The organism is Tepiditoga spiralis (assembly GCF_014701195.1).
Classification (GTDB): domain Bacteria; phylum Thermotogota; class Thermotogae; order Petrotogales; family Petrotogaceae; genus Tepiditoga; species Tepiditoga spiralis.
The window spans coordinates 2,029,765-2,051,442 of sequence record NZ_AP018712.1 but is presented as its reverse complement, the minus strand read 5'-3'; the positions used below and the strand labels follow the sequence as shown (position 1 = coordinate 2,051,442).

Below are 21,678 nucleotides of genomic sequence, written 5' to 3'. Positions count from 1 at the left end.
TTTTATTCCCCCTTTTAAATTTTTACTTCCAATTTTTATTTAAATAATCTTCTAAAATTATCTTAGCTTTTTGAAGTTCAACATTATTTCTTGCTGTTGTTTCAATATTAAAATGAGTTATTCCTTCGTTTGAATTTAATATTAAATTTAATTCATCTCCCAATACCTTTACTCTAAAACCACCATTTTTATTTTTGTCAGAAAATTTAACTACTCTTGCTCTTTCAATAAAATCAACTTTATTTAATATTTTTTCAACATTATTTTTTAATATCATTTCTAAGGAATGTCCTTCTTTTTTTGAAGATTCTAATATTATATTTGTATTTTTTCTTTGTTTTAAAGTTATTTCTTTTTCTCTATTAAAATAAAAAGTTGCACTTTCAACAAAAGCTTGTCCCATTGCATTTAATGAAATTATTTTTTCTTTATCTATTCTTTCAATATCAAAAAGTGGTTTTAATTTTTCATCAAGTTGTTCATATAAACTTTTAACATTCCCTTTTAATAAATAACTTTGAAAAAGGTCTATTTCATCTTCGGAGATATATTTTTTTAAAAATTCTTTTTGTTTAGGTAAGAGATCTCCATTTTCATCGTAATCAAAGTTTTTTTCATATGGAAGTAATGGTATATCTTCTAATAATTGAAATATTTTAGAATAATTTGCATATAGTGTAGAATCAAATGAAAGAGGTAATGGTGGCATTTGTATAACAGTTGGAAATCTTTCAAACATATAATAAACAGGTATATTCATTCCTTGACCTATTGCTAATGCAAAAGCTATTTGAGCTTTATAACCTCCCGTTGCATTTATTATCATATTTGCATAATGTTTTTGATTTATTCTTGCTATATCTTTTACAAGATTTCTTAATCCATATCTTTTAAAATCTTCACTATTTGTATCAGTTAATTTTTTTACTGTATTTATTTCAACATTTTCAAATCCATATTTTGAGCTAATTTTAAAATATTCTTTTAATATCATTCCTATTTTTTCTCCCATTTGCGTATCTGAAATAAAGAAATATAAGTTTTTCCTATCTTCTAAATATCCTTTGTCTATTATGTTCTCTATTGAATTTATTTCAGCACAACTTCTTCTTCTTCCTTCCAAATCTAATGAATTTAATTTCTTAGCTATTTCTTTATAATCAGTAATATCTTTAAACGTTTCATCTCTTTGTAAGTTTCTTACTAAACTGGCACCTGTTGTTGCAATCATAGTATTATACATGTAATTTCCTCCTTTTTTTTATGATTAATTAAATTATATAATATTTTTACATAAAATTCAACCTTTAATTAAATAAAATTTAATTTAATTACAAAAAATTTTTTATTTATTAAATATTTATTATTTTTTCATCTATTACATGTTCATTTAAGTTTAGAACATTATTTAAAAAAATATTCTCAAATTCTTTAATGTTTATTACATTCACATCAAACATAGTGCTTAAAGCACTTTTCATTCTATCTTCTAAATTTTTTGTCAAAACAACAAAAACATTTTTTCTTTTTAAATTTAACATTTTTTTTATTTTGGAATATTTTTTTAAAGAATTTTGATATTCACCAGTTTTTGCTTCTATCCAAAATATTTCATCATCAATTTTAAACATTAAATCTAATTCAAAATCATCACCATTTGGCAATATTATTTGTGGATTTTTTATATATGAATATTTTATCTTTTTGTTTTGTTTGTTCATTTCTAAACTTTTTATAACTTTTAATTTTAAATAACGTTCAAACCATTCTCCATTTAAAAAATTTATTGCTTCTGGTATCTTATTAACTTTTGCTGTAAGATTATACTTTGGAGATTTTTTATATTTATAAAAGCTTAGAAATGTAAGTTCATATAATCTATTACATAAATTTGTTATATCTGATATAGATCTTTGAGTAAAATCTTGCATATCAATATCTATATATCCAGAATTATTTATATTTCTTTTTAATAATTTAAGTATAGGTTCTATGTTTTCATATTTTTCACCCATAAAATATGCTATATTATCTAAAACATCTTCATTTTTTTCTGTTTTTAAAGTTTTTATTTGAATATTTTTAGAGTTTAAAAATTCTTCTATTTCATTTTTTCTTGGTATTTCTATTATATTTTCTTCTTTTTTTATTATTTCTTTTTTCAAAATAATATTTTGAGTATTAATATTACTCGTAGTTTTTAATGAATTAGAAATTTCTTCTAATGAGTTAGCTATTCTTTCTAAAACATCTTCTAATTTTTTCATTTTTTCTGCCTCCTTATTTTGTATTTCTAAATTATTATTCGACATTTTTATAAAAAATAGTTCTTTCAGATATCTGAAAGAACTAAAAGGATTGTTAAAAATATAAATTTTCTCAATCATTAGATAGTATATCTATCTAATTGTATTTTTACTTGATATAAAAACAAAGATAATAGAACAATTTAATTACTTATAGATACATTTAAATGTTATTTTCAATATAATCTACTATAGTTTTCATCATAGTTTTAAATATTTTTGAAAATATTGATCCAATTAATAATCCAGCGATAAATTCAACCATTTTATTCACCTCACATTTTAATGATTAATTTTTTTATTCTCTATTTTATTTTCTTTAGGTTTAATTATAAAATATCCTGTTATAAATAAATTTAATCCAATAACTCCCCATAATCTTCTTATTGTTCTTTCTTGTCTTTCAATCATACTTTCTTGATTATCAATTATTTTTGTAGTTCTAAAAAACCATATTCCATTATATTTTGTTGGTGATCCTGGTTCTTTTGCTATAAAATAAATAAAAACTATTATTACTATTATTGCCAATACATTTTTTATACTTTTTCCTTTCATCTTATTACCTCCCTTTCAATTTTTTTGTGTTTCTAAATTATTGTTCGACATTTACTTTGATTGGATTAAAATACTAATAAACATTATGTTTTTGATATAAAGAGTATCATTAATTTTCTTTTTTTGATTTATTATTTTGAAAAATTTCAAAATTTCTTTTTGATTCTTCATTTCCATATAAATCAATATGTTTGTTTACAAGTTTTAATATCATTTCTGATTTTAACTTTGGAAATAATTTTTTATAATATTTAAATAATTTTTCTGGGTTAATATTTTTTTTGAAAATAAACACCTCCTCGATATGTATTAGTTTTCCATTATTATTTGTTAGATTTTTTTGAAAATATTTTGATTTAATTTTTATATGTTTTAGTAGTATTTAAATAAGGATATAAACTTATGTATATTATTAGAACAAATAAATAAAACAAAACATTTAATACTTTCATTTTTTACACCTCCATTTTTATTTTTGTATTTCCAAATTATTATTCGACATTTTTTTATAAAATATTATAAAAAAATAGTTCTTTCAGATAAATCTGAAAGAACTAAAAGGATTATTAAAAATATAAATTTTCTCAATCATTAGATAGTATATCTATCTAATTATATTTTTTTTGATATAAAAATTTACAAAAATAATAAAGCGATTTAACTACTTATAGATACATTTAAATGTTATTTTCAATATAATCTACTATAGTTTTCATCATAGTTTTAAGTATTTTTGAAAATATTGATCCAATTAATAATCCAGCAAGGAATTCAATCATTTTATTCACCTCACATTTTAATGCTTAATTTTTTTATTCTCTATTTTATTTTCTTTAGGTTTAATTATAAAATATCCTGTTATAAATAAGATTAAATTTAATTCTATTAATTTTATTTAATTACTAAAAAAATCTTTTTAATTTTAAAAATATATTTAATACAAATATTATTGCCACTATAATTAAAATTGTTTTTATAATTCCAGTATAAAAAACACCTAAAAGTAGTGCTATTATTGAAGCTATTATAATTGACACTATTTTCACCTTCCTTTTATTTTTGAGTTTTTCTATATTAATTATTCGGCACTATAAAAAAATATAAATGAGGAGCAAAGCTCCTTATTTAATAAAAAAATCATTGATTTTCATTTGTTTCTTCATTTTTCTTCTCATTTGCTTTTTTATCATAATAATTAAAAAAAGATTTTGTTAATTCTTTTATTGGTTCTGAAAATAATGTTCCAATTACTATACCAATTATAAATTCTAACATATTTACTCCTCCTTTCATTTTTTCTCAAATTATTATTCGACATTCTTTATAATTCTCCCCAACTTTTTATTTCTTCGATATCTAATTGTATTTTTTCTCCTGGTGATGATTGTGAAGTTCTTGACACACTTTGGCTTAACCAAGTAAAAAATTCTTGAAATTTTAAATCTTTTAATTTCAATGGTTTTCTATTTGGTGAAAATTTTTGTAATGTTTCCATTCCTGCTTCGTCACCTATACCTATTGGAAAAATAGTTAGTTTTTTATTTTCAATCATTTTTCTTGTTCTTTCAATTGCTTTTGATAATTCTTTAGTATTTCCATTTGGTTCGCCATCTGTCATTAATACTAACCATGGTTGATAATAATCTACACCTTTTTCTTTATATTCTTTTTTTCTTTTTTCTAATAAATCTAATGCTAAATTTACCCCTTTTCCCATTGCTGTGTTTCCAAATGCTTTTAAATTTGGGATTTTTTGCCTTTTGATATTTGCAAAATCTAATATACAATTTGCATTATTGTTAAATTCAACGATACAAATTTCAGCAGAAGCTGATGCGATTTCATCTGCTTTAATGGCATTATAAAAAATTTTTAATCCATCTTGAAGTTTGCTAAGTCTAGTTACTCCACCTGTTACTATGTTCCAGTTTTTCCCATCTTCAAAACAAGTTTCTCCTGTTAGTTTGAAATTTCCACTAACTGCATCCATTGATCCACTTGTATCTAAACATAAACATATTGGAATTCTTGGTGTTGGATTATTAATTAAATCTTTTGTTCTAATTAATAGATTATTCCCCATATCTTTCACTTCCTTCAAGATTTTTTAATTACTTTTTTCATCTTTGAAATTTGATATTTTTTTTATAAATATTTTTAAATTTTCTGAAAACAATGTTCCTAATACTATACCAATAAAAAATTCAAACATTTTTAATACACCTCCAATTTGTATTTTCTAAATTAATATTCGACATTAGTCAAATAAATAAAAAATAAAGATGCAATGCATCTTTATTTTTTAAAGTTTATTTTATAAATGATCATACATATTTTTAAGTTTTTCTATTGAAATACCTGTTAATTCTGAAATCATATTTATATCTAATCCTTTTTCAATCATGTTCTTTGCCACTTTTTCTATCTCTGTTAATTCAACATCTTTATTCAAATTACTAACGATTTCAACCTCTTTTTTATCAAAAGCTATTGAAACTTTTATTATATCATTTATACCATAGTTTTTTATCTCTTCTTCATACTTCTTTTCATTTATTTGTTTCAATCCATTTTTAGCACTATTTAATAGTGTTTTTTCGTTTTTATAAAACTTTTTAAACTCAATAATTATTCCTTTATCTGTTTTATCTTTTGGAATTAATATAACATCAGCTCTTCCAAGTCCTGTTTCTCTATTACTCTTTATTATATACTTTTCTTTCAAACCAACGCTCATTCCAAGTATTAGTCCATGATAAAATCTTTCTGGTTCTTCTCCGCTAACGTCAAAGTAACTCAATGTGTTCATTGTTAGCTTTTGAAAGTCTTCTTTAAACTCTTCTATATGTCCATTTATTAAGTTTATTAGTATATTATCTAATTGTATATTTTCTTCTTCAAGCATTAATAACACTGTATCTTCATAAAACATTCTTACTTCTTTATTTGGAATAGCAAGTGTGTATCTTCTATAACCTTCTTTTGTTTCTTTAATCCATTTTAAGTAACCGCTAAATAAAAACAATGTCCATATTGATTCATTTGAATTTATGTGCAAATCACCATAAACCATAGTTTCATTTATTTTACTTTCAACCTTTTCTCCATTCAAAAGTTTTTCTATACTATCTTTTATATTAACAGTTCCTTCTTTTATTAACTTTCTTATTAAATAATTCCCACTCGTATTCATCCAATATGGTCCTATCTTTTTCTCATCTACTAAGTTTATAATAGAAAAAGGATTGTAAATTTCAACACCACCAAAGTTATAACCGTTGTACCAATCTATAACTTCACTTTCTTCGTATTCAAGTTCATAATACTTCAATGTTTCTTCTACTTCTTCTTTAGTTAAACCATACTTATCATTGAATAGTTCATTCAATACAGTAGAAACCTTTAAGTTATTCACACCAGTAAAGATACTTTCTTTTGATACTCTTGTTATTCCTGTTAGTACTGCTTTTTCAAGGTATACATTATCTTTTAATGCCATGCCAAATAAGTTACCAATTAAAGATATTATTTCATCATAGTATCCATACAAATATGCTTGTTGAATGGGAGTGTCGTATTCGTCTATTAATATTATTACCTTTTTACCATAGTATCTTTCCATATACTTTGATAAGTTTCTTATAGAGTTTTCATAATCTGCATCTAAAGCTTCTCTATCCATTATTTTATTGAATACATCTTTTTCCCTTTCATTTAATACTTTTAAAACATATTCATGATCAATGTACAAAGTTGAAAGTTCAGAAATTAATAAATCATGCATCTTTTTTAAGTTATTAGACTTTAAATCTTTAAAGGTGATGTATATAACAGGATGTTTATTTAAGTGTTTTTCTATTATGTTCTTTTCTTTATATATCTTTAAGTTTTTAAAGAGGTGTTCATTGTTTTGAGTAATATCAAAAAAGTACTTCATCATAGATTGACTGAGAGTTTTACCAAACCTTCTTGGTCTTGTTATTAATAAAACGTCTCCATTTTCAATAACTTCTTTAATTAACAAGCTTTTATCTACAAAGTACATATTATCTTCAATTAACGATTTAAAGTCACTTCTTCCTATTGGAAGTCTTTTTTTCATTTTTATCACCTCGTTTTATATCCTTACATGTTATTATATCAAATCTACTTTAAAATAAAAAAACATTTTTTGAGTATAAAAAAAAATAGTTAGTACATATTGGGATTTACAAAATAATTTTTAAAATTTATTATTCATTATAGAACGAATAAAATCTTCAGATACATTAAAATGTTGTGAAGTTAAAGATATAACATCATTTTCTGGATAAAAAATTAATAAAATTTTAATAAATTTAATAATAAGATCGATAAGTAAATCCATATGAATTACCTCCTTTGTTTTTTTAATGTTTTTATATATACTATAAATTATTTTTTATAAATCAATATAATTTTATAGTTTTCTAAATTAATATTCGACATTAGTCAAACAAATAAAAAATAAAGATGCATTTGCATCTTTATTTTTTAAAGTTTATTTTATAAATGATCATACATATTTTTATTTTTTCAATGGAACAAATGCAGTTATTATCCCTTTCAGGGAAGAGTAGCATTCAGACTATTCAGTAGAATTATGAGAAGTTTAAATGATAGTTACGTGTTATTATCCCTTTCAGGGAAGAGTAGCATTCAGACCGGACGGTATGTTTCAAATCGGACGTTCGGAAACGAACGTGTTATTATCCCTTTCAGGGAAGAGTAGCATTCAGACTTATCAAAATAGCATTAAGTAAATTATTATACGGATTCAAGTTATTATCCCTTTCAGGGAAGAGTAGCATTCAGACAAATTGATAAAGGTTCTTAGCTTAGCTAAGAAACCTTATGTTATTATCCCTTTCAGGGAAGAGTAGCATTCAGACAAATCATTAAATTGATAAAGATTCTTAGCATTGCTAAGAAGTTATTATCCCTTTCAGGGAAGAGTAGCATTCAGACAATGGGTCTCTTTGTTTAGGGTCCCCGAAGAAGGGGACGTTATTATCCCTTTCAGGGAAGAGTAGCATTCAGACGAGGTGAAACCATGACAATTTATATCTCAAAGAGATCCAAGTTATTATCCCTTTCAGGGAAGAGTAGCATTCAGACTAGAAGTCATATTAGAAGTTATGGATGAGAAAGAAATGTTATTATCCCTTTCAGGGAAGAGTAGCATTCAGACTAATGGATGAATCCGAATTGGTAAAGTTAATAAGGGTTGTTATTATCCCTTTCAGGGAAGAGTAGCATTCAGACCTGCAAAAGCTGATAACATAAATATGTTTATTGGCTTTGGTTATTATCCCTTTCAGGGAAGAGTAGCATTCAGACTCTTAAGTTAGCTCTATCCAAACTTCTATATGGCTTCAAGTTATTATCCCTTTCAGGGAAGAGTAGCATTCAGACAACAAAGTTAATAAGAGTTCTTAGCTTAGCTAAGAACCCGTTATTATCCCTTTCAGGGAAGAGTAGCATTCAGACTTTTAAAAATAGCTCTATCCAAACTTCTATATGGCTTCAAGTTATTATCCCTTTCAGGGAAGAGTAGCATTCAGACTTTAGAAGCTATATTAGAAGTTATGGATGAGGGTGAATTAGTTATTATCCCTTTCAGGGAAGAGTAGCATTCAGACTTAGAAGTCATAGTGGAAGCTTTGAAAGAAGAAGAGTGTTATTATCCCTTTCAGGGAAGAGTAGCATTCAGACAGAAATGTTAAATCAACAATATGGTTCAGAATTAAAGGTGTTATTATCCCTTTCAGGGAAGAGTAGCATTCAGACCATATGGTAATCTATATTTCCAAGAGATCCCAAGGGTTACAGTTATTATCCCTTTCAGGGAAGAGTAGCATTCAGACAATAACTAAGTTAATTAAGGTTCTTAGCTTAGCTAAGAAGTTATTATCCCTTTCAGGGAAGAGTAGCATTCAGACTGCTAGCATTTGAATGCCTATTTATTAGTGGATTTCAATGCCGTATTTTCCAAACCCTCTTTGTGATATTTTTCTTATCTTCATTTTCTACCACCATTTCGTCTGTAATGCCTATTATTACTTAGTTCCAAACCTGTTTTGCTCAAATCCTTTATTTATGCGATTTTTTATTTTTACCAATGTTCCGGAAACTTTACGTTCATGTTTATTATAACACATTTGTTTTTGTTTTGCAAGTATCTTTTATCTTTTTTAAATAAAAAAAGCAACTCTTTCATAATTTGAAAGAGTTGCACAGCTTTTTATAAAATTTTTTATTCAAAGTAAGGTATATAAAGTTTCCATTCTAAATCATTTAAAGCTACTTTGTTTGTTATATGTATTGGATAGGGAAGTTTTATATTTGAATATGGTGTTGAATAGTAAAGTTTAGAGAGCATAAATCCTTGAAAAGCTATTTTTTCATTTTCTATTTTAACATTATTATATATAATTTTTAATTCTATTCCTTTTTGTTTGTGCATTGTTTTTGGAAAGTAAACATAAATTTCATTAGAAATTTTTATTATATTATCTTTTAAATCATATGTAGAGTTTATATTTGAATTTTTATTTACTTCTATAAATGTGCCTTTAATTTCTTTATATTCAACAATATTTTTTATTCTTTCAATATTCTCTAAATATATTCCATCTCTATATAAAAATATTCTTTTGGGAAGTTTTTTATGTTTAGTTTCATATTTATTTATTATATTTATATATTCTTTTTCAAAAAGGTCTAACTTTATTTTTTCATTTAATTGTAATTCTTTTATTCTATTTAAATATAGTATATTTCCATTATTTTCAACTGCAGTTATACTAAAATGTGTTTTTTTTGATATGTTATCATGACTCATATCTAATCCTATAAATAAATCTTCTTTATATTCTTTTAAATTATTAATTATGAAAGGAGTATTTCCTGGTAAAAATTTTGCAAGTTTATATACAAAACTTTTTATTATAAATGGTTTCATACTATTTATATTTTTCATTAAAACTGGTTGAAATATTATATTTTTTGGCATTTTATTCATTAATAGTTCTATATTTCCTAAGAAGTTATCCAAAAATGTAATTCCTATATAATTATCTTCAATTCCTAAGTTTTCTATAAAACTTTTATCTTTTATTTCATATGTTTCTTCATCATAGAAAAATATTGATTTATTAGTTTCCTTATTCTTTACATAGCTTATTGTATTGAATCCAAGTTGTTTTATAGAATTATAAAATATTGAATTTTTATTAGAAAATAGTTCTTTTAATATATTTCGCGCTCTAAAAAATTGTTTTTCAGAATTAAAGAAAAATAAAATTTTTATATCTTTTTCGTTTTTATAAAAGGAGTATTTAAACATATCTTTTGCATTTTTAGAAGTCCCATTTTTGAATATATAGTTTATATCTAAATATTTTCGGTTATCCCAAGGTATTTCATATTTATTTTTAATATCAAGAATATCTTTTAAAAAATTTAATTTTGATGATATTTCTTTTAGTTCTATATTAAATTTTTCTTTGTTAATTGTATAAATTTCTTTTGAAAAACCTAAAAATTCAGCTTCTTTTGAAGAATAATTAAAATAATAATTTTCAGGGTAATTTACTATTCTTAAATCACCATTTTTTAATTCTATTGTTAATTTATTATCAATGCTGGATATATATGGAAAAGTTTTTCCTGATTTTGTATTAAATAAATAAACTCCCTTTTCTTGTGATTCTAATGCATTTAATTTTGATAAAAAAACAAATTTTGGATTTATAGATAAATAATATTCATCATCAATTTTATATATTTTTACTTTATAAGCTTTATGGCACATAATATTTTTATTTGATTTTAATTCAAATTTATCTTTTAATGATATATATTCATTCCCATTTTTATGATAAAATTCGTTATCTAAGAATAATTTTTGTACATATGAATATATCATTTTTAAAAATAATTTTTCGTCTTTTTGTACTGTTAGTACTTCTTCTTTTTCTATTTTGTATTGCATAACTTCTTTTGGTTTTATTTCTAATTTAATGTTTGGGAGTTCCACCCAAATTAAATCATTGGAGTATGTAAATTTTATATTGTTAACTCTTTTTAGATTTTTTGCAAATATTTCAGGGCTTATTTCTTTTTTATAAAAATAGATTCTTTTTACTTCTTTTGGAATTATTATTTTAAATAGATTAAGTGTCATTTTATTACCTCCTACACTATTAAAAAGTCTTTTTTATAATAACTTCCTTTGTCTATTCCTATTGTTTCTATTTTTTTTCTACATTCACTACATAATGGATATATTCTTATTGTGTCTTCATTTAAATTTATTGATTTTTTCAAATTTCTTTTTAAAGAATTGAGTTGTGTTTCGTTTAATTCAGCTTCAAAAACACTATATTGAACTCTAACACCATAACTTTCAAGATATTTAATTATTTTATTTCTTTTTTTATTATCTGTTATATCATAACTTACTACATAAAACATATTAATCTATCTCCTTTCTAAAAAAAGGTATGTATTCTTCTTCATCGCCCAAAATTACTCTTGCGTAATGTCTCATTTGTTTTTCAAATATTATTCTTATATAATTTTCTTCTTCGTCTAAGTGGTATTTCATTTTTGAGGCTAGTAAATTTTCATATTTTGAAATAAATATCTTTATGCCATCTTCTGTAAAGTGTATTATATCTTTTTGTTTTGAAAAGTGATTTATTTTTATTTCGTTTCTATTTATTAATTTTAATACAAAATCATCTATTATAATATTTCTAAATTCTTCAACCATATCAAAGAGTAATGATTTTTTTGATATAGCAACTGTATGTAAGTTTCCAAAATAAGGGTCAAGTCCAACAATATTTATTGCTGCTAATAATTCATTATATAAAAAAGAGTATCCAAATGATAATATTGAGTTTATTTCATCTTTTGGTGGATGTGATATTCTTTTTTCAAATTTAAAATTTTTATTTTTTATTAAATTTTTGAAGGCATTAAAATAAGCTTTTGAAGCCATTCCCTCGTATCCTCTAACACTGTCTATATTTTTTGCATTTGTTGTTCTTTCTATAATACTTCGTATAGTAGCTATTTCTTGACTTATTTCCCCTTTTAGTAAGTACTTTTGTTTTTTTAATAAAAAGTCATAATAATTTTTTAATTTTCCTTTAACTATCGATTTTGCCATCTTTAGTTTAAATGTTTCATCAAATGATTTTTCATATTGTTTTAATCTTAATAAAACATTTTTGTATTCTTCTTTGTATAGTTTTCCTCTATATCTTCCATATCTTGTCATGAAAATAACTTCAATATTGTTGTCTAAAAAATAATTGATTGCTGGAGTTGTAATGTTTATATTTCCCATAATATTAATTTTATCTATTTTTTTTATTGGTATTTCATTTATTTTTTCTCCATTTTTACTAACAATTATTTTTCCTTGTTTTTTTGAAAGTATTGCTCCTTGTTCAATTATATAAATAATCATATTTTTCACCTTAAATTATTATGTTTACGTCATTCCCATCTTTTTTTATTATTCCTAGATCAAAATTTATTTCTGTTTTTTCTCCCATAATTTTTAGTATCATTTTCTTTAAGCTTTTTATTTCTTTTTCTATTTCATATTTTTGAGAGTTTTTTTCCATTATTTTTTTCACTATATCATTTATTTCAACTTTTTCTAAAAATAATTTATCTATATCATAGATTATTGAATAAGGAGAGTTATAGGTTGTTAAGAATTTACAATTGCATTTTTCAAGATTTAAATGAAGTTCTTTATTTAGAATAGTTTTCTTTATTTCTTCACAAGTTATTGGAATATTTTTTTCTTTTTTCATGAGTAGATCAAGTCGTATTGCAGAGAAATTTATTGTTTTTTTTAACATTTCTTCTATAAAATTTTTACTATCTTTGATTTTTATTAATGATTCAACAAATATTTTTTCTTCTTCTTCTGTAATATAAGCTTCATTTTCTATTTTTTTTATAATTTGTTTTATTATTGTACAATTTGTGATTATTTTTTTTATATCATCATTTTGAGTATTATTGTTTATTTCTTTTCTTATAACATTTTTTATAGTGTTTTTATTTGCTTTTTTAGTTTTACTTTTAACAATTGTTTTATATACAAAATCTGAAGAACATTCATTATAAAGTTCTTTTATAATGTCATAGTTTGTATACTCTATATTCATTAGATATTTTATTTGATTTTTAATTGGAGTTAATGTGTCTTTATTTACAAATAAACATTTATTTTTTGTTTTTTGATGTAAACCTAATGGAACTTTTATAAGATTTCCGAGTCCTTCTCCAATATTTGATTGTTTTGGAAATATTTCCACACCTATTTCTTCTTGTGTTTGTATTTGGTTTAATAGGTATTCCATTACGCATTTTACTTTATAACTTTGAACAGGAGTTTCAAAAAATATCCATATATGATATCCTTTATTCCCACTCCATTCAACGTATGTATTAAAATTTAAATTATTTAATTTATCTATTAATTGATGAGTTATATCTTTTAATTTTTCATTGTTTTTGTTTTCTTCTGAAGTTTTATGGTAAGCTTTTTTTATATCAATATCATATGCAGCAAATTTTATTGTATTATCTTTTTTTAATTGATATATCCCAAGTGTTCGCTTTCCTTTAAAATGATTATAAACATCTTTTGTATTTAATGGTCTTCTAATTGGTCTATAACCATTTTCATATTGAAAAGATATAACATCTTCTCTTCCATTAAAAAGTTCTATAAACTTTTTAATGATTTTAAGATTAGGATTATTAAAATTTTCTTTGTCTATTAATGTTTGAACTTTATCTTTTATATTTAATTCTTTGTATAATTCTACAGCTTTTGTTGTTTTATTTAAGTTTTCATATATTTTTGCTAACATTTCTTTATGTTCTAATTTATTTGGAGCTAATTTTATTATTTTTTCATAGATCCTTTTAGCGTCATTATACATTTGAAATTCATATAAAAGGGTTCCATATCTAATGAGTGATCCGTCTTCTATTTTTAATTTTTTTTCTTTCTTTTTATATATGTTTAAAGCTTCTTTAAATTTAAATTCTTCTTCATATTTTACAGCCTTTTTCAGCCATCCCATTTTTATCCTTCCTTTAATATTTTTACTTGTCCAAATCCCATAGTTGTTTTATAACCTATACCAGAATAAAATGAAAATTCTAAAAGTATGTTTACAATTTTTACTATTTCTTTTGGTATTTCAAATTCAACTTCACCAATAAATCCTTCTATAAAAAATTTTGTTAAGTATACTTTTTTTGGTTTTATATTTTTATTTTTTATTTTTATATCTAAAAATTTATTTTTTATAGAGTCATCTATTTTAATTTCATTGTATAAATTAAATTTTTTTAATAATCCATTAAATATTTTTTCTACATCAGGTTCTTTTAAATATTTATCTCCAATTTTAAATAAGGTTGGTGTAATGAATTTTAATTTTATTACACTTTTAAAATTATCTTTTGCTATTATATTTTCTATATTAAATGTATTTGCCCATTCGTTTTCAGATTCATTAAAAAATATTCTATTTATTAAAAAGTAAATATCTCCAACTTTAATGCTTTTTCTTAATAATCTGTTTTTATATAATTTAGTTAAGAAAATTTCATAAACTTCATCTGATAAAAAAGTTACTCTAAAATAGTATTTTTTCCCTTTCCTAAATTCTATTGGTGTTCCTATTTTTTCATTTAAAAATGTTGAAATAGTAAATGCTTTACTCAATGTATTATTGTGTATTGTGTCAGCTAATTCTTTATTTGCTTCTTTTAATAGTTTGAAAAAAAGTCCATGAATTTTTTGTCCAGAATAAGTACTTATTATTCCATTATTTTTTGCTTTTAATTCAATCACAATGCTATATAAGATAGTATCACTCCTCATCTTTGTACATAAAAAAGTTTCAAACAAAAAATCCAAAGGCTTTTTTGTTATTATTGTTTAACTAAATGACCATACCCAACAGCAGTTTTTGAACCTATACCATAATTTTCTAAAGCTTCTTTTATCCAGTACTTTAATTTTTCTTTTATTGTTTCTTTTGTATTTAAATAGGTTTGCGTCTCGTTTGTTTTTTTATTTCCTGCATTTTAGGGTATTTTTTTCTTTTTATATACGTTTGTTATTTAATTCTATATTAATTATAACATATTATTACTAAAATATGTTTTTAAATCAAAACAAATAATACAAACACTTTATTTTTAATCAAATGATACAATAAATTTATTTTATTTGTATTTGTAATTTATATTTTTTATTTTCTTTTTTGATGAGTCCAAGATTTGAAAATTTATTTAATTTCTTTTTTAAGTATCTTTTTTTTATGTGGAATTTTTTTGCTAATTCTAAAATATTTATTTGTTTTTTATATAATTCTTTTAGTAAATTTTCATTTGCTTTTATTTTTTTTAAATAAATTTTAGGATCTTTAGTTTTTATATCATAAAATTCTTTTTTTTCATGAATTTGAAAAGTATTATAAATATTAGATTTATGTTTTTCATTTGTAATTATTGCAACACTGCAATCATCATAAGTGTTGTTTATTATTAAATTATTAAAAGTTTCTTCTATCAATTGTTTCATATTATTTTTAGGCAATAATACGCTCCAATTAATTATTTTTTTTGTTGCATTTGATAATTCTTTTTTTTTATTACTATAAAAACTATTTGCTGTTCCATCAGACATTAAAATGAAACCAGATATATCCTTTGTTTTACCTTTGAAAAGTTTTATATATTTAAAAGAATTTTTAGTTGTTGTAAATATTGTACTGTTTATATATTCTCCGTTTGCTGGAGTTGAAACAACCATTAATTTATTATTTTTTATTACTCCTATTGTTCCATCACCTAAATGTATAATTATAAAATGGTCTTCTTTTATTGCAGTAACTAAAAGAGTTGAAGCTAAGCTTTTTAATTCACAAGATAGTTCCTGTGCCTTTTCTTTTAACTTTTTGTTTAAAGTATTTATTAGTTCTATTTTTACTTTTAAAGCATCATTGTTTCTTATTAAATTATCAAAATTATTGTTTAAAAAATTAGATATTGTTTTTACAGCGATTTCTGCTCCATAATGGGAAAATTTTGCTGAACCTGCACCATCTGCTAATGCTATTACATGTACATTATTTTCATAATTTGAATATGTTTTATCTTGACATGGTATATCTTTCGTTTTATGAGATCTTCCTTGTACTTCATAAGTAATTGTTTTCCACATTTTTTTCGCCTCCATATATAAAAAATATTTATTTTTTTTATTATTTTATAATTCTGCCCAACCTTTTATTTCTTCTACATCAAGTTTTATTTTATCACCTGGATTTGATTGTGAGGTTATGCTTACACTTTTACTCAACCACTCAAAGAATTTTTTGAAGTTTAAATCTTTTAATTTTAATGGAACTCTTTTTGGAGATAATGAATTTAAAACTTTTATGTCTGCATATTGTCCTATTGCTATTGGAAAAATTGTTAATTTTTTATTATTAACCATATTTTGTGTTCTTTTTATTGCTTTTTTTAATTCGTTTTCATCTCCATTTGGCATTCCATCTGTCATTAATACTAACCAAGGTTGATAGTAATCTATACCTTTTTCTTTATATTTTTCTTTTCTTTTTTCTAATAAATTTAGTGCTAAATTTACTCCTTCTCCTAATGGTGTGTTTCCAAATGTTTTTAAAATCGGTATTTTTTGTATATCAATGCTTGAAAAATCTTTTTCAAAATATGCTTCTCCACCAAAGGTTACAATTGCTAATTCTGCTGCTGCCCTTGCTATTTCATCATCATATATGTTTCTATAAAATAATTTTATTCCTTCGTTTAATTCATTTATTGGTTCTCCTTCCATTGAAGAACTTACATCTAAACACAAACAAATAGGTATTCTTGAATTAGGATTATCTACAAGTTCTTCTGCTTTTAACAATAAATTTTTATTCATGATATCGCCTCCTATTTATTATTTTTATAAATTAAATTACCTAATTTTTTGTATCTGGTAGGGAACATATTTAAAGACATTTTATCTACGATTTTTGAATTATTTTCTAAAAAAAGTTTATATTTTTCCATTTCATTTAACCATTGTTTTGTATTCAATCTTGTTTTTAAATGACTATATTTGCCATTTTTATTAAAAATATTAAAAAATTTTTCTTTTAATGCATAAGTTAAATGACTCCAAATAAAAACCCACATACCTTCTGGAGCTACTTTATTTGTTTGTTTCATAAAAGTATAAGGAAAATTCATATTTTTTATGTTTTTTTTAATATCTTCACCCCCTTTTTGTGAATATGGATGTTTTCCCGGAAGCATAAGCATAAATAATAATATAGCTATAGCAAAATATTCGTTTTTTAAAGTTCTAATAATATTCCCAAAATTTTTTCCTTGGAGTTCTGGAGGTGTAAATTCTATTGTTCCAACAGGACAAGGGAATCTTTCAATTTGATAACTATCTGTATCAACAAAATAAACTTCTTTAGGATTTACTACTAAAATATTCATAGGATTTATATCTCCTAAAATTATATTATTACTGTGTAAATAATTAATTTTTTCTAAAATGGTAATTGCAAGATTAACAGCATCAATTTTTTTCCAGTTAATTAATTTTTTCTTTGGTTCAATAAAATACATTCTTTTTAATTCTTTTCCAAATGCCATAGGCATTAAATAGCCTACAAATTCTCCTGAATTATTAAAAATAATTTTATGTGGCCAACATATGCCATTATAATTTAAAGATTTTTTTATCATAAGTTTTAATTTTTCAAATTTTCGTATTGTAATTTTTTCTTTTTTATATATTTTACAAACATAATTTGTATTAGTTTTATATACAGTTCCTTCACCACCAGAAGAGATTTTACTTATTAATTTGATTTTTTCTCCAAAATCTGTGTAAACATTACTACCAATACTTGGTATATTTTTTATTGGAATAATGTCATTTGGTACATTAGTAATTTTTATTTTAGTTTCGTTTGATTTTTTTTTATTAGAATTTGATTGATAGTTATTTAATTCTTTGAAATCATATAAAATTCCATTATTTGATATTTTCATAACTCTGACATTATTTTCTTTTGGTGATTTGATTTTGTTCAATTTGATTATGCTATTTGAAAGCTTTTTATCTTGTGTAATCAATAATAATTTATGTTTTAATCTATATTTTGAAAATTGTATAAAAAAAACATTATCAACAAAATTATTTCTTGTTTCTACTCTTATTTCTATTAAATTTTTTTCTCTTAATTTTGATAAAATTTTTATATTTTTTTTAACTTTTTCTTTTAATTGTTCATTTTCTAAATAATTGTACAGTTCATTAAAAACTTTAGGAATTATTATTATTTTTTTTTTATACTTTAATAATAATGGTTCTATTTGATTACAAAATATTTCAAAATTTTTATCTAAAATGCTAGATGTATCTATAAAAATTTTATGTCTTTTAACAATTTTTTTTAACTCTTTATTTTGTTTTTTTTCATTTTTATCTTTACTTATATATTTTTTTATTAGTGTTATTTGAGAATTACTCAATTCTTTATTTGGATTAAGAATAAATATTCCGATTTTATTTAATTCAAATAAAAGTTTTTTTATATCAATATTTAAATTTATTGATATTTCTTTTAAAGTCATTTTTTTCCCTCCATTCAACAAATTATTTTTTAATATTATATTTAAAAATTTTAAATAATTTCTTTGAATTAATATTTTTTGTGAAAAAAAACACCTTCTTTTTTAAACTGAAATTTTAGTATTATAATATTTAATTTTTCTTCTTTTGCTAGCAATTTTATCTGCTTCTTTATTAAATTTCCTTGAAATATACATTATTTCTATTGATGTTCCTTTTAATAAATTTGTAATTTCCTTGATTAATTTTTTCATATAGTCAATATTTGTATGTGATTCTCCTATTATTAATTTATAGTTTGATTCATTATCTGTGTATATTCTTATATTTTTTAAATTGTTTTTAATGACATATTTTATCCCAAAATATATTGCAAGAAGTTCTGCTTCTGAAGAGCTTTTTGATTTACATTGAAATCTATTTTTTATTTTTTTGCCTTTGTTTTTAATGTAAACACCTATACTTGCTTTTTTATTTTTGTATGAAGCATCAACTTTAATGTGTATCATTTTTTTTCCTCCTTTCGAATTTTTTTTAAATACTTTTATAAAACAAATAAAAAATAGGGAGCAAAAGCTCCCAAGAATTAATATAAAGTATCAACATAATAATACAATTTTTCCTTAAAACCTTTAGTAATCCAAAGTTTAGAAATTTCATGTCTTAATTCATATTTTGAATAACCTTTCTTTTTGTATTCACGCATTAATTTTTTCATTGCATAATCAATTCCATAATTATCTAAATAATTGACTATAACAGGAGCAGAAGCTAAAACAAGCATTCCACCAGCCATACCAGCAGGACCACCAAGTGTTGATAAGGTTGTAGATATAGCAGCAGCACCAGCTAAACCTGATGTTGCTAACATTGCTAAAATTACCATACCCAATACACCAAACGAAGCTAATTTTACTATTACATCCATGATTTTCACCATCCTTTTTTATATTTTTTTTGTTTCTCCAAATTAATATTCGACATTATTGGATTATGCAAACACTTTGATTTAATTTTTATATGTTTTGTTAGTACTTAAGTATGGGTATAAGCTAATGTATATTATTAAAACAAATAAATAAAACAAAATGTTTAATACTTTCATATTTACTCCTCCCTTCAAGATTTTTTAATTAATTACTTTTTTCATCATTAGAAGTTGATATTTTTTTTATAAATATTTTTAAATTTTCTGAAAATAATGTTCCTAATACTATACCAATAAAAAATTCAAACATTTTTAATACACCTCCAATTTGTATTTTCAAAGTGTTATTCGACATTTTTATAAAATAATTTATAAAAAATAGTTCTTTCAGATACATCTGAAAGAACTAAAAAGATTGTTTATAATGGTAATATTTTTTTATAATTCTCCCCAACTTTTGATTTTTTCGATATCCAATTGTATTTTTTCTCCTGGCATTGATTGTGAAGTTCTTGATACGCTTTGGCTTAACCAAGTAAAAAATTCTTTAAATTTTAAACCTTTTAATTTTAATGGTTGCCTATTTGGAGAAAACTTTTGTAATGTTTCCATTCCAGCTTCGTCACCTATACCTATTGGAAAAATAGTTAGTTTTCTATTTTCAATCATTTTTCTTGTTCTTTCAATTGCTCTTGACAATTCTTTGGGATTTCCATTTGGTTCTCCATCTGTCATTAATACTAACCATGGTTGATAATAATCTACACCTTTTTCTCTATATTCTTCTTTTCTTTTTTCTAATAAATCTAAGGCTAAATTTACTCCTTTGCCCATTGCTGTATTTCCTGATGTTTTTAAATTTGGAATTTTTTGTCTTTTAATATTTGCGAAATCTAATATACAATTTGCATTATCATTAAATTCAACAATACAAATTTCAGCAGAAGCTGATGCTATTTCATCTGTTTTAATGGCATTATAAAAAATTTCTAATCCATCTTGAAGTTTGCTAAGTCTAGTTACTCCACCTGTTGCAACATTCCATTCTTTCCCATCTTTAAAACAAGTTTTTCCTGTTAGTTTAAAATTTCCGCTAAGTGCATCCATTGAACCACTTGTATCTAAGCATAAACATATTGGAATTCTTGGTGTTGGATTATTAATTAAATCTTCTGTTCTAACTAATATGCTATTTTTCATATTTCCTCCTCCCTTCAAGATTTTTTAATTAATTATTTTTTTCATCATTAGAAGTTGATATTTTTTTTATAAATATTTTTAAATTTTCTGAAAATAATGTTCCTAATACTATGCCAATAAAAAATTCAAACATTTTTAATACACCACTAATTTGTATTTTTTAAATTAATATTCGACATTAGTTTAGATTTATTTAGAAAGGTAGAATAAAAAGAATATTAATATCCATAATCATCAAGAATGTCTCCAGCATTTCCAATGTAATCTGAATCTATACCAGAAACATCACTAGCTAAATCAGTTAAAAAATCCCAATCATTTTCATAATTTTCTTCGTAATCATTATCATCTTCATAATTTTCATAACAACCATCATCTTCTCCGATATATTCATTCCAATAAAAATACCATCCACATCTAGGACATTCTTTTGTACTATCATCCATATATTTTCCACATCTAGGACATTTTTTTTTATAAAAAATCCATCCACAATTAAAGCATTTTCTGTTATAATCTCGTACTTCTTCCCCACAATTAGGACATTTTTTCCAACCTGAAGTCATTTTCTCACCTCACTTTTTATTTATGTACTATCCATATTGTTATTCGACATTAATATACTAAATAAAGATTTATCTTTCTTTTATTTAGTATATTAAAAATATTTTATAAAAAAGATTAAAGGATAAATTTAGAAAAGAAGAATAAAAGAATTTTGAAAGGATCAATGATCGTAAGAAAAAGAAAAGAATAAAAAAATAAAATTCCATAAAGTTGTTGAAGAAAATGCTTATCCCTTTCAGGGAAGAGTAGCATTCAGACGTATTGGCTAATGTTTTTACGTTTGATAAAAACATTAGCAGTTATTATCCCTTTCAGGGAAGAGTAGCATTCAGACAATAAGAAGTGAAAGAATATATTTAGAAAAAGATGGTAAGTTA

General features: G+C 23.0%; 21 protein-coding genes and 2 CRISPR repeat arrays (1 of these 23 only partly in view). All 21 genes read right to left on the bottom strand.

Annotated features, from left to right (window positions below):
• Positions 1-22 precede the first annotated feature (22 nt).
• The 21 genes from IGS63_RS09600 to IGS63_RS09505 all read right to left on the bottom strand — a co-directional run bounded on the left by IGS63_RS09600 (position 23) and on the right by IGS63_RS09505 (position 21,300).
• A complete protein-coding gene (locus IGS63_RS09600; protein ID WP_190614503.1) occupies positions 23-1,243 on the bottom strand; it encodes a putative CRISPR-associated protein in 1,221 nt (406 codons plus the stop codon).
• Positions 1,244-1,352: 109 nt separating this feature from the next.
• The gene (locus IGS63_RS09595; protein WP_190614501.1) at positions 1,353-2,267 is read right to left on the bottom strand and encodes a glycosyltransferase family protein; all 915 of its coding nucleotides are present in this window, start codon (positions 2,265-2,267) and stop codon (positions 1,353-1,355) included.
• Between the two features lie 321 nt (positions 2,268-2,588).
• A complete protein-coding gene (locus IGS63_RS09590) occupies positions 2,589-2,864 on the bottom strand; it encodes a hypothetical protein (protein WP_190614498.1) in 276 nt (91 codons plus the stop codon).
• A 109-nt stretch (positions 2,865-2,973) separates the two neighbouring features.
• A complete protein-coding gene (locus tag IGS63_RS09585; protein ID WP_190614497.1) occupies positions 2,974-3,159 on the bottom strand; it encodes a hypothetical protein in 186 nt (61 codons plus the stop codon).
• A 607-nt stretch (positions 3,160-3,766) separates the two neighbouring features.
• The gene (locus tag IGS63_RS11795) at positions 3,767-3,901 is read right to left on the bottom strand and encodes a hypothetical protein (RefSeq protein WP_269777927.1); all 135 of its coding nucleotides are present in this window, start codon (positions 3,899-3,901) and stop codon (positions 3,767-3,769) included.
• A 100-nt stretch (positions 3,902-4,001) separates the two neighbouring features.
• Positions 4,002-4,139, bottom strand: a complete 138-nt coding sequence (locus IGS63_RS09580; RefSeq protein ID WP_190614495.1) for a hypothetical protein — start codon at positions 4,137-4,139, stop codon at positions 4,002-4,004.
• 46 nt (positions 4,140-4,185) lie between these two features.
• Positions 4,186-4,947, bottom strand: coding sequence for a vWA domain-containing protein (locus IGS63_RS09575; protein WP_190614493.1), 762 nt, complete (start codon positions 4,945-4,947; stop codon positions 4,186-4,188).
• 231 nt (positions 4,948-5,178) lie between these two features.
• Complete coding sequence (locus IGS63_RS09570) at positions 5,179-6,966, bottom strand: AAA family ATPase (RefSeq protein WP_232521202.1); 1,788 nt, start codon at positions 6,964-6,966, stop codon at positions 5,179-5,181.
• Positions 6,967-7,086: 120 nt separating this feature from the next.
• Positions 7,087-7,230: a hypothetical protein gene (locus tag IGS63_RS09565; protein ID WP_190614491.1), complete on the bottom strand. Its 144-nt coding sequence runs from the start codon at positions 7,228-7,230 to the stop codon at positions 7,087-7,089.
• 205 nt (positions 7,231-7,435) lie between these two features.
• Positions 7,436-8,824: direct repeats of the CRISPR family, unit length 36 nt; unit sequence GTTATTATCCCTTTCAGGGAAGAGTAGCATTCAGAC.
• Positions 8,825-9,138: 314 nt separating this feature from the next.
• Positions 9,139-11,070 carry a protein argonaute gene (ago, locus tag IGS63_RS09560; protein ID WP_190614489.1) on the bottom strand — a complete coding sequence of 644 codons (1,932 nt, stop codon included), beginning with the start codon at positions 11,068-11,070 and terminating at the stop codon, positions 9,139-9,141.
• Positions 11,071-11,081: 11 nt separating this feature from the next.
• Positions 11,082-11,360 (bottom strand): CRISPR-associated endonuclease Cas2, encoded by a 279-nt coding sequence (gene cas2, locus IGS63_RS09555; RefSeq protein ID WP_190614488.1) that lies wholly within the window; start codon positions 11,358-11,360, stop codon positions 11,082-11,084.
• Position 11,361: 1 nt separating this feature from the next.
• Positions 11,362-12,366 carry a CRISPR-associated endonuclease Cas1 gene (gene cas1 / locus IGS63_RS09550; protein WP_190614486.1) on the bottom strand — a complete coding sequence of 335 codons (1,005 nt, stop codon included), beginning with the start codon at positions 12,364-12,366 and terminating at the stop codon, positions 11,362-11,364.
• A 10-nt stretch (positions 12,367-12,376) separates the two neighbouring features.
• Positions 12,377-14,008 carry a CRISPR-associated primase-polymerase type A1 gene (locus IGS63_RS09545; RefSeq protein WP_190614484.1) on the bottom strand — a complete coding sequence of 544 codons (1,632 nt, stop codon included), beginning with the start codon at positions 14,006-14,008 and terminating at the stop codon, positions 12,377-12,379.
• A 2-nt stretch (positions 14,009-14,010) separates the two neighbouring features.
• Positions 14,011-14,844 (bottom strand): CRISPR-associated endoribonuclease Cas6, encoded by an 834-nt coding sequence (cas6, locus tag IGS63_RS09540; RefSeq protein ID WP_190614482.1) that lies wholly within the window; start codon positions 14,842-14,844, stop codon positions 14,011-14,013.
• 315 nt (positions 14,845-15,159) lie between these two features.
• The gene (locus IGS63_RS09535; RefSeq protein ID WP_190614480.1) at positions 15,160-16,164 is read right to left on the bottom strand and encodes a PP2C family serine/threonine-protein phosphatase; all 1,005 of its coding nucleotides are present in this window, start codon (positions 16,162-16,164) and stop codon (positions 15,160-15,162) included.
• 45 nt (positions 16,165-16,209) lie between these two features.
• Positions 16,210-16,893, bottom strand: coding sequence for a vWA domain-containing protein (locus IGS63_RS09530; protein ID WP_190614479.1), 684 nt, complete (start codon positions 16,891-16,893; stop codon positions 16,210-16,212).
• Between the two features lie 11 nt (positions 16,894-16,904).
• On the bottom strand, positions 16,905-18,608 hold the full coding sequence (locus IGS63_RS09525; protein WP_190614477.1) for a protein kinase domain-containing protein: 1,704 nt from the start codon (positions 18,606-18,608) through the stop codon (positions 16,905-16,907).
• A 102-nt stretch (positions 18,609-18,710) separates the two neighbouring features.
• The gene (locus IGS63_RS09520) at positions 18,711-19,115 is read right to left on the bottom strand and encodes a ribonuclease H family protein (RefSeq protein WP_190614475.1); all 405 of its coding nucleotides are present in this window, start codon (positions 19,113-19,115) and stop codon (positions 18,711-18,713) included.
• A gap of 77 nt (positions 19,116-19,192) precedes the next feature.
• Entirely contained in the window at positions 19,193-19,534 is a 342-nt protein-coding gene (locus IGS63_RS09515) for a hypothetical protein (protein WP_190614473.1), read from the bottom strand.
• Between the two features lie 438 nt (positions 19,535-19,972).
• The gene (locus IGS63_RS09510; RefSeq protein ID WP_190614471.1) at positions 19,973-20,734 is read right to left on the bottom strand and encodes a vWA domain-containing protein; all 762 of its coding nucleotides are present in this window, start codon (positions 20,732-20,734) and stop codon (positions 19,973-19,975) included.
• 218 nt (positions 20,735-20,952) lie between these two features.
• The gene (locus tag IGS63_RS09505; protein WP_190614470.1) at positions 20,953-21,300 is read right to left on the bottom strand and encodes a double zinc ribbon domain-containing protein; all 348 of its coding nucleotides are present in this window, start codon (positions 21,298-21,300) and stop codon (positions 20,953-20,955) included.
• Between the two features lie 223 nt (positions 21,301-21,523).
• Positions 21,524-21,678: a CRISPR direct-repeat array (repeat unit 36 nt; unit sequence GTTATTATCCCTTTCAGGGAAGAGTAGCATTCAGAC); it runs 1,165 nt beyond the window's last position.

Excerpts from the sequence above, each read along its gene's own strand:
- IGS63_RS09600 (WP_190614503.1), bottom strand. The coding sequence starts at position 1,243 with ATGTATAATACTATGATTGCAACAACAGGTGCCAGTTTAGTAAGAAAC.
- IGS63_RS09595 (WP_190614501.1), bottom strand. The coding sequence starts at position 2,267 with ATGAAAAAATTAGAAGATGTTTTAGAAAGAATAGCTAACTCATTAGAA.
- IGS63_RS09590 (WP_190614498.1), bottom strand. The coding sequence starts at position 2,864 with ATGAAAGGAAAAAGTATAAAAAATGTATTGGCAATAATAGTAATAATA.
- IGS63_RS09580 (WP_190614495.1), bottom strand. The coding sequence starts at position 4,139 with ATGTTAGAATTTATAATTGGTATAGTAATTGGAACATTATTTTCAGAA.
- IGS63_RS09575 (WP_190614493.1), bottom strand. The coding sequence starts at position 4,947 with ATGGGGAATAATCTATTAATTAGAACAAAAGATTTAATTAATAATCCA.
- IGS63_RS09570 (WP_232521202.1), bottom strand. The coding sequence starts at position 6,966 with ATGAAAAAAAGACTTCCAATAGGAAGAAGTGACTTTAAATCGTTAATT.
- IGS63_RS09565 (WP_190614491.1), bottom strand. The coding sequence starts at position 7,230 with ATGGATTTACTTATCGATCTTATTATTAAATTTATTAAAATTTTATTA.
- ago (WP_190614489.1), bottom strand. The coding sequence starts at position 11,070 with ATGACACTTAATCTATTTAAAATAATAATTCCAAAAGAAGTAAAAAGA.
- cas2 (WP_190614488.1), bottom strand. The coding sequence starts at position 11,360 with ATGTTTTATGTAGTAAGTTATGATATAACAGATAATAAAAAAAGAAAT.
- cas1 (WP_190614486.1), bottom strand. The coding sequence starts at position 12,366 with ATGATTATTTATATAATTGAACAAGGAGCAATACTTTCAAAAAAACAA.
- IGS63_RS09545 (WP_190614484.1), bottom strand. The coding sequence starts at position 14,008 with ATGGGATGGCTGAAAAAGGCTGTAAAATATGAAGAAGAATTTAAATTT.
- IGS63_RS09535 (WP_190614480.1), bottom strand. The coding sequence starts at position 16,164 with ATGTGGAAAACAATTACTTATGAAGTACAAGGAAGATCTCATAAAACG.
- IGS63_RS09530 (WP_190614479.1), bottom strand. The coding sequence starts at position 16,893 with ATGAATAAAAATTTATTGTTAAAAGCAGAAGAACTTGTAGATAATCCT.
- IGS63_RS09525 (WP_190614477.1), bottom strand. The coding sequence starts at position 18,608 with ATGACTTTAAAAGAAATATCAATAAATTTAAATATTGATATAAAAAAA.
- IGS63_RS09520 (WP_190614475.1), bottom strand. The coding sequence starts at position 19,115 with ATGATACACATTAAAGTTGATGCTTCATACAAAAATAAAAAAGCAAGT.
- IGS63_RS09515 (WP_190614473.1), bottom strand. The coding sequence starts at position 19,534 with ATGGATGTAATAGTAAAATTAGCTTCGTTTGGTGTATTGGGTATGGTA.
- IGS63_RS09510 (WP_190614471.1), bottom strand. The coding sequence starts at position 20,734 with ATGAAAAATAGCATATTAGTTAGAACAGAAGATTTAATTAATAATCCA.
- IGS63_RS09505 (WP_190614470.1), bottom strand. The coding sequence starts at position 21,300 with ATGACTTCAGGTTGGAAAAAATGTCCTAATTGTGGGGAAGAAGTACGA.